Origin of the sequence: Pedobacter sp. Leaf176 (assembly GCF_001424305.1) — a bacterium.
Classification (GTDB): Bacteria; Bacteroidota; Bacteroidia; order Sphingobacteriales; family Sphingobacteriaceae; genus Pedobacter.
Genome location: NZ_LMPD01000003.1, coordinates 538,569 through 551,020, shown reverse-complemented (window position 1 = coordinate 551,020; position 12,452 = coordinate 538,569). Strand labels below are relative to the sequence as shown.

Genomic DNA, 12,452 nt, shown 5'->3' with positions numbered 1-12,452 from the left:
GGAAAAATTTTTCTTTTAATCTGTGATCTCTATATTTCCTTGGCAACTGTTATTTAGCTGCATTCTCAATTAAAGTGAACAGATACTTTAAAGCATTTTCATGTCCGTTTGGAATTTCAGCACTAATGTCTGCTGAAACTAAATTTCCTTTAATTGGATTTGATTTCATATAGACATTGCCCATTTTGCCCAAAGTCTCATTGAACTTTTTTGCGGTTTCTTCACCACCGATTTCTTCAGTAGGCACTTTACCAACCAGGTTTTTTGCGTTAAATAAGAAACTGAAATTGTTCTTCGCTAGAAGTGTTTTATGCGTTTTAGTTATCCCAGATTTAAATGTTTTATCATTGATGCTTTTCATTTCTGTAAGTGAGTTGCCTAAGAAAACAATACCATCTTTAATCATGAAGTAAATATCAATTGGACTTTTCTTCGCTTCGATTTTATAAATATTGTTGTTAGCCGTAACATAGTTTTTATTTATACCGTATTTAATCAGCTTGTTCATCAATCGGTTATCTTCCGATGAAAACATAAAAAGAAAGTCGGGTAAAGTCTCCTTTTTTGTTTTGGTTACTTCTTTTTGATTGTAATCATCATCATATTCGTAAGACGTGTAGGTAACATCTTTAGTATTTAAACCGTTAATTACAAATAATGCGTCTCCCTTAATCACTTTACTTACAGCTTCTTCATCCAATAAAATCGAAAATAGATCCGTTCCTAATTCTATTTCCTCTTCCATGTTCCGGCCAAGAAAAGCACCATACGTTTGTTTCATTAGTTTAGGGAATTCTTCCAAATACGCTTTAGTATCAATAGAATAACCCATAAAGCCGATTGCTTTATCACTGTTTACATAATTCAGGAATTTTTTATTCAATTTCCTGTTCATTATTTTTTTGTAAGCATCGGCTTGGTCTTTGGCCAATTCCAGGCCTGTAGAAATTCGGAAACTTTTATCATCCATAAAAAGCTTCGCGCTTAAACTGCCGTAACCTTTCATTAAGCCTGATTTTCCGTAAGTTCCCAATTCTGGTGAAATGGAATTGTAAACATCTTGTAAGCTGGCAACCCATATTTCTGCTATCGCCTTGTTATCTAAACTTGCTGAATATGATTTATTGCTTTCAATGGATTCGTAACTGGAATTGAAAATTTTATCAGCCTGGGCGGTCATCCAAACGAAAGCGAGTTGCTTCTTCTTCAAATCTTGCTCTGCCCGCTCTTTTTGGTATTCGTCGTATTTATCGTTTCCATCAGCAACACTATCAACGGCATAAACCTCTTCAGCCATTGTCTCTTCAATAATTTTGATTTTCTTTTTAGGTTTAACAACGGCTTTCTTCTTTGATGATTTTTTTACTACACCTTTGGTTTTAGTTGTTTTTTTATGCGTTTTGGTATTTTGAGGTGAAACATAAGGTGGTGGAATTGAAGCCATTTCAGTTATCTCTATCGGTGCATCAGTAGTTGTGTAGGCGGAATCAACGGCAACCACGGCACTATCCGTTAAAACATCATAGCTATTCTGGTAGCGAATATCCTTTATTCCGTATTTGACAGATTTCGCCGAATCAGCAAAAAAAGTGCTTTTAATGCTCCCGGTAACAAAATACATCATATTGTTATTCCATTTGATAATACTTGTGCTGTCCGGCAAAACCATCGTTCTTATATCGCCATTCGTTCTGATTTTTTTGTCTTTATCGCTAATCAGGTTTTCAAATTTTGCAGCATCCTTAAGTGGAATAAGAAAACAGTTATACGTAATACTATCGCTTAACTGATTGAAATAGTAAATGTTTTTCTCTAAGTTAATTCCAAAATCTTCAATACTACTGAAGTTTTTATCGAGCGATTTAGACGTTTCTGCCAGCAGTTTTTTGCCCACAAAAGATTCGTTAAAATCTTTTACAAACATTAGCTTAAAAACGTTATCGCCTTTTATTGTGGCAACCGTGAATGCGTTGGCCGGAATTTTTTTAACTAAATCCTGAGCGTAATTTAGCTTTACAAGAAGCAGAAAAGAGATTGCAATGAAGATTTTTTTCATTAGTGTGAAGTTGTTTTTAAAGGTGATGAAGCCATCATGAATTGTTGTTTTAGTGGTATGATTTTGAAATTCATGATGGTTTCATTTTATTTAGATAGTAAAATTTGATTGGAAACGTTAGTTTTTCCGTTAATTAAATCCATAATGTTACTTTTAAGCATCACGGCTTTTTTTGATTTTGATACATTTGATGCCGGGTTACTGGTGCTCGTTACAAGCGATTCGAAACGATAAATGCTGGTGTAAGTAGCACCGTTAAAAACGGCTTTATCCTTACTTTTTAATTTATTGAATTCTGTTTTGGCTGTATTTAGTGGTTGGTATTTTCTCAAAAAAGTTTTTGTAGCCTTGTTAAAAGTGTAGGATGAAGTATTTGTAGCTTTGATTTTTTGTTGTGTTAATATATTTCTGGTAATGTTATTAATGTCCGAGACATCTTTGAAAGAAAAACTTACCGTAGCAATGTAGTTATTGAAATCGCTTGTACTTTTTACATTTGAAATCCCTTTCGATTTTTTAAGATAGGTTACAGCCTCATTTAACTCTTGCTGAATTTTTTGTTTACTAGGAACTTTATAACCCTGGACACTGTCTAAGAGCATAACCGATGCAACCTTTGTTTTACTCTGACTTAAATTTATAGTGAGTACCACATCTCCGGTTCCATCATTGCGCATCGAAATTTCCTCAACAACTTCAAAACACGAGCTCAAAATCGGTATCAGAAAGGCAAACAGAACGAGTTTGTAGACCTGCTTAAGATTCATATATAGTTTTAATTTTGGTTTACGGAAGCTATTAGGAATGATCAATTATCTGAATGGTTCAAACTTAATGATAAAGGATGAATTTTATAGTTATTTATTATGCAGCTTGGTTTATGCTGTAGATGCGCTAAGATAGGAGCGGCATCCTATTTTGGTCTTTCTGCTAAAACGATATAGCGGACAGCGTGCCTGCCTGCCAGACAGGCATGTTGAAACGCCAGAAAAAATATTTTTAGACTTTTAACAGAATCTTCATTTCCATCAGCTAATTGTCAATATAAAGACAAGAAAAATGTTAAAGAACGTTGGCTAAGCCTATTTTTCTATCTTTGTTGCCGGCTTTTACAATTACATATAAAATGAAAAAAAGTGCAATAATCGGATTAATTACCATTGCGATTTCTGTTGGGATCTTATTCAGCCTGAATGCAAATACGGATACTTATTCTAATTTTAGCGAAGCTGCTGCCTCTAATAAAGAGGAGCATGTTATGGGTTATTGGGATAAATCTCAAGGTACCTATTATGACGCAGTTAAGGATGCCAATCATTTCTCTTTCCATATGAAGGATGAAAAAGGGGAAATTCGTGAGGTCGTTTATAACGGTACAAAACCGCAGGATTTTGAAAAATCTGAAAAGCTGGTTCTTATCGGTAAAATGGATAAGGACAAATTCTATGCCTCGAAAATTTTAATGAAATGCCCTTCAAAGTATAATGATAATCTCGTAGAGATTAATAAAGACGGCAAGGTGGATGAAGTAGGTAAATACGGCGAGAAAAAATATAATTAATTTAATGGATATTCAATTTATAGGCGAAAACCTGTTGCCGGGTAAAATCGGACAGTTTTTTATTGTATTGGCTTTTAGTGCATCGTTACTTTCAACCATTGCATATTTTTATGCCAGTCGTGATAAAAATTTAGATGATAAATCATGGAGAAACCTTGGTAGAATTGGATTTTTAGTTAATTGGATTAGTATTATAGGTATTGGCGTTACGCTTTTTTACCTAATCCTAGGTCACTATAACGAATATAGTTACGTTTACTGGCACTCCTCAAAACAACTTCCTATATATTATATTGTTTCCGCTTTCTGGGAAGGGCAAGAAGGAAGTTTTTGGCTTTGGGCTTTCTGGCAATCTTTTTTAGGCGCGCTGTTAATCTGGAAGGCTAAAACCTGGGAACGCCCGGTAATGGCGGTTGTAGCATTTTCTCAGGTGTTTTTAACATCAATGATGTTAGGGGTGGAGATTTTCGGTGAGCGAATCGGAAGCTCCCCGTTCATTTTATTAAGGGATTCACTTGATTTAAAGTCAATGGCTCCGGTTGTATTTGCCAACCCAGAGAACTTTGCCAACTATTTAAAATTTATTACCGATGGCAGAGGTTTAAATCCACTTTTACAGAACTATTGGATGGTAATTCACCCGCCGACTCTGTTTTTAGGTTTCGCAAGTATGGTAGTTCCTTTTGCTTATGGCATCGCTGCACTATGGCAAAAACGGTATAAAGAATGGATTAAACCCGCTATGCCCTGGACGCTTTTTGCGGTGATGGTGTTGGGAACAGGTATTATCATGGGTTCGTTCTGGGCTTATGAGGCGCTAAATTTTGGTGGTTTCTGGGCCTGGGACCCGGTTGAAAATGCATCATTAATTCCATGGTTAACCTTAATTGGTGCAGTGCATGTAATGATTGCTTATAAAAATACAGGACATGCTTATTTTACCGCAATTGCATTGGTGTTTTTGAGTTTCCTATTGGTACTATATGCTTCTTTCTTAACCCGAAGCGGAATTTTAGGCGATACTTCTGTCCACTCATTTACTGATATGGGCATGTTCGGTCACCTGATTTTATACAATGTCGTATTTGCCGTTTTGGCCGTTGTACTCATTGTTTTAAGATGGAAAGAATTACCAATTACAACCAAAGACGAAGAGACGTACTCTCGTGAGTTCTGGATGTTTATTGGCGCATTGGTTGTTACGGTTGCCTGCATTCAGGTCATATTTTCAACTTCCGTTCCTGTGTTCAACAAAGCTTTTGGAACAAAATTTTCTCCTCCAATTGATGCCGTTAAATATTACAATCAATGGCAGGCGCCATTTGTGGTTTTAATTACATTAATATCAGGTTTTTCACAATATCTGAAGTATAAGAGGACAGATCCCCGCAAATTTTACAGCAGTCTGGTGTCGGCTATTTTGTTTGCTATTGTTTTAACAGCTGCTTTAGTGTACGTAACAGGCATTTACACTAATACGATGTATATTCTCATCACTTTTAGCTGTTCATTTGCTGTTCTATCTAACGCAACTATTTTATATCAGGCATTTGGCGGTAAGGCAAAGCTGGCCGGCTCTGCTATAGCCCACATTGGCTTTGCATTATTAATTTTAGGTGCATTGATTTCTGCAGCTACTAATAAACCACTGTCTATTAATGCAAATAATTTCATCCCGGTTAAAGATTTTGAGAAAACAGAAAAACCTGGTGAAAACATCATGTTATATAAAAACGAACCTAAAAAAATGGGTAAGTACACCGTAACCTATGTTAGCGATACAACAGAAGCACCTAACACAATTTACGAACTTAACTTTAAGGTTTATGATGATGAAGGCAAATTGAAAGAAGATTTCAATTTGCATCCACATGTTCAGGACAATGAAAAAATGGGTTTGATTGCGTCACCCGATACAAAACATTATTTGACTTATGATGTGTACACGCACATTACAAGCGCTGCTATTAAGCAAACTGCTCATGATGATCATGAGGGTCATTCAGACGATGAAAATTATAAAGCGCCACGTATCTTAAAGGTAGCTGCAGGAGATACCATTCATACCTCAAGCGGAATTATTACTGTCAAGGCATTGAACAATAAGCCTAAAGCCAAAGATTTAGCGTTGGCAAAAGGTGATTTCGCAGTCGGTTTACCGATGGAAATTAATGCGAGCGGTAAAATTTACAATACTGAGCCTATCTTTTTAATTAAAGGCAATAATACTTTTGATTTTGCACGTAAAGTGGATGAACTGGATTTAAAATTCCGTTTCTCAAAGGTATTGCCTGATGAAAAGAAAGTAGAGTTGCAGATTTTCGAAAAACCGCAACAAGCTAAAGACTGGGTAGTCTTCAAGGCTATTGAATTCCCATACATCAACCTGTATTGGTCTGGTACCATAATAATGGTTGTTGGTTTCTTATTGTCGATTTTTAGAAGACGAAAAGAGGCTAAAACTGCGTAAAAGAAATGAATATTGTTTTATTAGGTTCAGGAAATGTTGCTACCAATTTAGCGCTGGCTTTAAAAGCTGCCGGTGAAAATATTGTGCAGGTTTTTAGTCCGAATCTGGAAAATGCAAAAGCAATTGCCAAAAACGTTGGTTCTAAATCAATAAATAGTTTTTCTGAGATTGACCGAACGGCAGATTTGTACATCGTATCTGTTAAAGACGATGCAATTGCCGGTGTAGCCAAAAATTTGAAGGGTGTTGACGGCCTGATCGTTCATACTTCGGGCACTACAGATATCAACATCTTATCCTCGGAAGTGAAGCATGCAGGCGTTTTTTACCCCTTGCAAACTTTCTCGAAAAGTAGGATAGTTGATTTTAAGACGATTCCACTTTGCTTAGAAGCTTCTGATCATCATCAACTTGATATTTTAACACGTGTTGCTGAAAAACTTAGCGACAAAGTATATGTGGTAAATGGAGACAAGAGGAAAGTATTACATCTTGCTGCTGTTTTTGCCTGTAATTTCGCCAATCACCTATATGCGTTATCACATCAGATTTTAACAAAAAATGATTTGAATTTTGATCTTATCAAACCATTAATCACCGAAACTGCTGATAAAGTGTTGTTCGATTATCCGGAGAATGTACAGACCGGACCTGCAATAAGACGTGATGAAAGTACCATAAACAAGCATTTGGCTATGCTTTCAGACCTGCCTGAACTGCAGGAGATTTATCAAACATTAAGCAATAGCATTAAATTAGTACATAAATAGTACAATTGCCGCTTTTGCTTGTTACTTTTGCAAAATAATTATGAGCATTTTTAAACTTAAAATAAATTTCGAAGAAGCGGATCACGAATCGGTAGAACTGCCTATTGCTGCCGGAGAATCTGTGTTGGATGTTTGTCTGGATAATGGAATTGAATTGCAGCACAATTGCGGCGGTGTTTGTGGTTGCAGTACCTGCCATGTATATGTAACAAAAGGCATGGATAATATCGAAGAAATTTCTGACAAAGAAGAAGATTTTATCGATAGAGCTGTACGCCCGAGAATTACTTCCCGACTAGGTTGCCAGTGTGTGGTAATTAATGGCGATATCGAAGTTACAATTCCTGACCAGTCCGGCTTTATGGGACACTAGGGATTTACGATTTTAGATTTACGATTGAAAATTAACATTTAAACTGATTAAATCGATTCAACCAATTAACCAATAACACAACATGAACAACGATAAATTTGCCTTACCTTTTTATTGGAATGACTATGAAGACATTGCCATGTCTTTATATGAAAAATTTGGTGATGAGTTTGGCGAAACTAAAATATACCGCATCCGTTTTACCGATTTATTGGAATGGGTATTGACTCTACCAAATTTTAAAGGAACCCGCGAGGAAAGTAGCGAGGGTCATTTAGAACAGATTCAGTCTGCATGGGTTTACGAGTGGAGAGACAATCAAGATTAAGTTACCTGTTAAATGTTGCCTTTTACAGGTCAAAGCGTATAAAGAGGCAAACATAACTTTATCCTGTAATCAATTATGTTTCTCCAAAAGATAAAAGAAATTACAACCTTCGTTTTTGATGTTGATGGTGTTCTAACTGACGGCACTGTTCAGGTTACAGATAACGGACAGTCGCTTCGTACTTTTCATATTAAAGATGGCTACGCAATGCAATTAGCTGTTAAAAGAGGCTATAATGTTTGCATCATCTCTGGTGGAGATGGGATCGGAATGGGCAAACGCTTTTCAAATTTAGGAATTGTGGATGTCTTCTTAGCCGCTGGCGATAAAGTAGATATATTCAATAATTATCTTAAAGCTAAAAAAATCACAGCAGCAGAGGTACTTTACATGGGAGATGATATACCTGATTTAAAGGTGATGAAACTTGTTGGATTGCCAAGCTGCCCGGCAGATGCTGTTGAAGAAATTAAAGCTATCTCCAGATTTATATCTCCATATAATGGCGGCAAAACGGCAGTTCGTGACATCATCGAAAAAGTGTTAAAAATACAGGGCAGGTGGTTTGACGAAAACCCAATCGCTGCTGATTCAGGCAAATAAAACAGCTAAAGATTTTTCATTCTTGAGCAATTCTCTGTATTCGGTAATTGCAACAGCTAAGTTACGTGGCACAATTAAACTTTTAACTTTTTTTGTATTCCAACCAGTCTAAAATTTAACCAAATTGAGCAGTTAGTTGTTCGATACAAAAAAACAAAAACATGAAAAAATTAATGATGATTTGTGCGTTGTTATTCTCTGTAATAACATATGCAAGTGCGCAGCAAGGCGGTGGCCGTATGGGTGGTACACCAGAAGAAAGAGCAAAAAGGAATACAGATCAACTTGCTGAGAAGTTAAAGTTAACTGAAGATCAGAAGACTAAAGTTTTAGCTGTTTACACTGCACAGAATGCAGAAATGGCAAAAGCGAGGGAAGCGTCTGGAGGAGATAATTCTGGCATGAGAGAGAAAATGATGAAGATGATGGGGGAAACGAATACCAAAATTGAAGCTGTTTTAACAGAAGAGCAAAAACCAGCTTTTAAAGCATTACTTGAAGAACGTAAAAAAGCAATGGAAGCCCGTCAGAATGGTGGTGGTCAATAAAGCATTTTTCAAATAAGTAAAATAACAAAAGCGGCTTTATGTCGCTTTTGTTATTTTAGCGGAAAATATAATCAAATGCTTCAGGATACTCCAATTATACTTGCCTCCAAATCACCCCGTCGCCTGGAACTTTTACAGTTGATGGGCTTAAATTTCAAAGTCGAATTAAAAGATGTTGATGAAAGCTATCCTAAAGGCTTAAGTCCTGCGGAAATTGCCGTTTACATTTCTGAAAAAAAAGCTAAAGCGTTTAATTCCAAAGATGCGATTATAATAACTGCAGATACAATTGTCGCTTTAGATAATGAAATCTTAGGAAAACCTGAAAACAGAATCCATGCTCAGGAAATGCTACACAAATTATCAGGTGCTAAACACAAAGTATACACCGGGGTGACCATCGTAAAGGGAGATAAAATCCTCTCATTTTATGATGTGACAGAGGTAACCTGCAAGGCGGTTACGAGTAAGGAGATCGACTTTTACATAGATAATTATAAGCCTTACGATAAAGCTGGCAGTTACGGTATACAGGATTGGTGGGGGATTGTAGTTGTAGAAAAAATAAATGGCTCTTACACCAATGTTATGGGTTTACCTACAGAGCGTCTTTACAAAGCACTGCTGGAATATATATAGCCGGGGGTCAAAGGAAAATTATAGCAGGTCCGCCAGAACGCCCATTTTTAGATCGTAGGTAGATAATTTTAGTGTTGTAATTTTTAATCTCTCCATTACATAATTTGTAATAAGGACGGCCATTACGATCATATCAATCCGGAGCTGGATCATGCCGGGCATCATTGCCCTTTCATGATGGGTCGCATTTATCAGTGCTTGTGCGGTAGCGATATAGTCATTATAGTTGAATTCGTACACTTTTATTTCTGCAACATTTACGGTTTCATTATTTTTTCTGATGATTAATTCGGCAAAAGTTTCAAAGGCACCTGCAGAACCTATTAAAGTTTGAGGTTGATACGCTCCACAAACCTGAAATAGATCGTTTAACTGATTTTGAATGTGGTTGGTAATGGCACTTTTATCATCATCAGAAATTGGATCTGACTTGAAAAATTTTTGCATCAAACGTGCTGCACCGATGTTGTAGCTTTTCTTCCAGATGAATTTTTCAGTATCACAAAGTATAAATTCAATGCTTCCGCCTCCGATGTCCATTATTAGCGTTAGATCCTCAATTGCACCACTTAGCTTAACACCCTTGTAAATTGAAGCTGCCTCTTCGTCACCCGTTATAATTTCGATGTCTATGTTTACCTGTTCTTTTACCGAGCGCACAAAGTCTTTTCCGTTTTCGGCACTTCTAATCGCAGAGGTAGCAGTTGCTTTTACTTTATCAACCTTGTATTCTTCTAATTTTTTTCTGAAGTCCCTTAATGTAGATATACCTCTTTCAAAAGCGGCAGGAATAATTACATTGTCATTTATTCGACCTTCACCTAGCCTAACCGGAATAGTTGTCTTATATAAAATCTCGAATTCTTTATCCTTTGATTCTACAATAAGCAAATGAAAGGTGTTTGTTCCCAGGTCGATAACCGCTAAACGCATATTAAATTTTTTTCACTAAAGATCGAGGTAAAATTTTGGAAGTCCACGCAAATAATCGCCATCTTTTACTAATATAAATTACATCAGCTTTGCGCTCAATCCCCCTAATGATTTGCTTTGCGGCTTTTTCTACTGGCGTAACCCAAAATAAATTATCGCCTTTCGCCATTGCTGTATCGACATAACCCGGCCTGATATCCAAAATGTCGATGCCTAGTTTTAATTTGGAGGATTTTCTTGCTAAACCTTCCAGGTAATTGATCTGAAAAGCTTTGGAAGCGCTGTATGCGGGCGATTTATCGTTCCCACGCAAACCAGCTACCGATGTTACAGCTGCTATTTGCCCACGGCCTTGCCTTTTAAAGTAATCGAAACTCCAGGTAACTACGTTGGTAAAAGAGCGGACATTCGTATTGATCGTATCCTGCTCAATCTGGGTATTCAGGCTTTCATTTATCTCGCCATACCCTGCACTATAAATTAATATATCGTAGCCTCCAAGTCTTTCAATTAATGATATCAAGTTTTCGATTAAATTGGTTTCATCATTTACATCAAAACATGAACCCAATATTTTTCCCGCGTTTAAACCTTCAATTTCATTTATTAAAATCTGGCGTTTCCCTGTAATGCCTACAATATATCCGGCATCAGCCATTTGGAGCGCAAGTGATTTTCCAATGCCCGAAGTAGCGCCAATAATGATTACTTTTTTCAAAGAAATAGATTGAAGTGTTTAAACTGGTTACAAATAAATTATATATGAAAGATTCTATCTGAAGTTACAAATCAAATTCAGATTTGTATGGTGCTTCTGTTTAGTGGAATTAATTTTTATACCAAAACCATTTCACCATCTCTTTGAAACTAGCCTTTTTACCATACATTAAAATTCCCACACGATAAATTCTGGCTGCAAACCAAACCGTTCCGATGAAACCTGCAATTAAAATTACTATCGATAACGCCAATTCCCAACCTGGCACACCATAAGGTAATCTTACAACCATAGCAATAGGCGACGTGAAGGGAATCATCGATAGCCAGAAAGCGACATTTCCATAAGGATCGTTAGTGACAACACTAAGGGATAGCGCATAACTTAGTAGCAATGGCATCATTACGGGCATCATAAATTGTTGGGTTTCTGTTTCGCTGTCGACTGCCGAACCAATTGCGGCATAAAGTGCACTATAGAAGAGGTCGCCACCTAAAAAGTAAACGATAAAAATCGTGATAATTTTTCCCAAATCTAGGTTCTTAATACTCTGTTGTACCTTGCCTAGGGGGCCATCGCTCAATGCAGCTGCCTGAATTTGTTGAGCACCTGGATTAACAGGCGTAATTTGTGAACCCGATGTTGCTATTTTCTTTGCATCATCTTTACTTACAAAGACGCTTACTGCTGAAGCAGATATAGAAAATGTCAATATAATCCATAGTAAAAACTGTGTTAAGCCAACCAAGGCGATACCTATAATTTTACCCATCATCAGCTGAAATGGCTTTACTGATGAAATCATAATCTCTATAATCCTACTGGTTTTTTCTTCTATTACACCACGCATAACCTGTACACCGTAAAGCATGATGAACATAAACATGAGTACGCCCGCTACAAATGCAATAACTGTACTTGCACCAGCACTGCTGTTTTCTTCTCTGCCTGTGTCACCAATTTTCTTCGTTATAATATTTACCTTACTTTTAAGGTGATCTAAATCTGCCTGCGAGATGCCTGATTTCTTTAGCTTATAGTCGCGGATTAAATCTTCAATAGAATCAGACACCCGACCGTCTAAAGTTAATCCCGCTTGTTTCTTGCCAATCAATTCGATGCCTTTAGGTGATTCAATGTCGAAATCAGGCAGGTATAATATGTAATCAAAATCGCTTTTACCCAAATTTTTCTTCAGGTTTTGAACAGATTCATCTACATACTCATAGGTTACATTTTTGTTTGATGTAAGTTCTTCCGTTAAAGTTTTATTTTCGTTGATTACGGCTACTTTATCAATTTTATCGTTAATGCCTTTAATCGAAAAATAAATTATTAAACCATAAAAACCTGCTATGATAATAGGAGTTAAAAAAGTCATAACTATGAATGATTTTTTCTTAACCCTGGATAAATATTCTCTTTGTATTATTAGTAAAATTTTATTCATGAC

The 12,452-nt window shown here is 36.5% G+C and carries 13 protein-coding genes; 8 read left to right on the top strand and 5 right to left on the bottom strand.

The features are described from left to right. Nucleotides 1-49: 49 nt before the first annotated feature. Together ASF92_RS11135 and ASF92_RS11130 are read right to left on the bottom strand one after the other, a co-directional pair. A complete protein-coding gene (locus tag ASF92_RS11135; RefSeq protein ID WP_056092435.1) occupies nt 50-2,056 on the bottom strand; it encodes a hypothetical protein in 2,007 nt (668 codons plus the stop codon). An 86-nt stretch (nt 2,057-2,142) separates the two neighbouring features. Continuing rightward, nucleotides 2,143-2,823, bottom strand: coding sequence for a hypothetical protein (locus ASF92_RS11130; protein WP_056093282.1), 681 nt, complete (start codon nt 2,821-2,823; stop codon nt 2,143-2,145). 359 nt (nt 2,824-3,182) lie between these two features. On the opposite strand from ASF92_RS11130, the gene ASF92_RS11125 reads away from it, so the two are divergent. From ASF92_RS11125 to ASF92_RS11090, 8 genes are all read left to right on the top strand, one after another. Further along, on the top strand, nt 3,183-3,617 hold the full coding sequence (locus ASF92_RS11125) for a cytochrome c maturation protein CcmE (RefSeq protein ID WP_056092432.1): 435 nt from the start codon (nt 3,183-3,185) through the stop codon (nt 3,615-3,617). A 4-nt stretch (nt 3,618-3,621) separates the two neighbouring features. Further along, nucleotides 3,622-6,087, top strand: a complete 2,466-nt coding sequence (locus ASF92_RS11120) for a heme lyase CcmF/NrfE family subunit (RefSeq protein WP_056092429.1) — start codon at nt 3,622-3,624, stop codon at nt 6,085-6,087. A gap of 5 nt (nt 6,088-6,092) precedes the next feature. Then, nucleotides 6,093-6,857: a Rossmann-like and DUF2520 domain-containing protein gene (locus tag ASF92_RS11115; RefSeq protein WP_056092426.1), complete on the top strand. Its 765-nt coding sequence runs from the start codon at nt 6,093-6,095 to the stop codon at nt 6,855-6,857. 40 nt (nt 6,858-6,897) lie between these two features. Beyond that, nucleotides 6,898-7,230: a 2Fe-2S iron-sulfur cluster-binding protein gene (locus ASF92_RS11110; RefSeq protein ID WP_056092423.1), complete on the top strand. Its 333-nt coding sequence runs from the start codon at nt 6,898-6,900 to the stop codon at nt 7,228-7,230. A gap of 82 nt (nt 7,231-7,312) precedes the next feature. Beyond that, nucleotides 7,313-7,558, top strand: a complete 246-nt coding sequence (iscX, locus tag ASF92_RS11105; protein WP_056092419.1) for a Fe-S cluster assembly protein IscX — start codon at nt 7,313-7,315, stop codon at nt 7,556-7,558. A gap of 75 nt (nt 7,559-7,633) precedes the next feature. After that, nucleotides 7,634-8,161 (top strand): HAD family hydrolase, encoded by a 528-nt coding sequence (locus ASF92_RS11100; RefSeq protein ID WP_056092416.1) that lies wholly within the window; start codon nt 7,634-7,636, stop codon nt 8,159-8,161. 161 nt (nt 8,162-8,322) lie between these two features. Beyond that, complete coding sequence (locus ASF92_RS11095; RefSeq protein ID WP_056092412.1) at nt 8,323-8,709, top strand: hypothetical protein; 387 nt, start codon at nt 8,323-8,325, stop codon at nt 8,707-8,709. Nucleotides 8,710-8,784: 75 nt separating this feature from the next. Further along, nucleotides 8,785-9,348, top strand: coding sequence for a nucleoside triphosphate pyrophosphatase (locus ASF92_RS11090; RefSeq protein ID WP_056092409.1), 564 nt, complete (start codon nt 8,785-8,787; stop codon nt 9,346-9,348). A gap of 18 nt (nt 9,349-9,366) precedes the next feature. On the opposite strand, the gene ASF92_RS11085 is transcribed toward ASF92_RS11090, so the two are convergent. The 3 genes from ASF92_RS11085 to ASF92_RS11075 form a co-directional block, all read right to left on the bottom strand. Beyond that, a complete protein-coding gene (locus ASF92_RS11085) occupies nt 9,367-10,281 on the bottom strand; it encodes an exopolyphosphatase (RefSeq protein WP_056092406.1) in 915 nt (304 codons plus the stop codon). Between the two features lies 1 nt (nt 10,282). After that, a complete protein-coding gene (locus ASF92_RS11080) occupies nt 10,283-10,999 on the bottom strand; it encodes an SDR family NAD(P)-dependent oxidoreductase (protein ID WP_056092403.1) in 717 nt (238 codons plus the stop codon). A gap of 109 nt (nt 11,000-11,108) precedes the next feature. Continuing rightward, nucleotides 11,109-12,449, bottom strand: coding sequence for an ABC transporter permease (locus tag ASF92_RS11075; RefSeq protein WP_056092400.1), 1,341 nt, complete (start codon nt 12,447-12,449; stop codon nt 11,109-11,111). Nucleotides 12,450-12,452 lie beyond the last annotated feature (3 nt).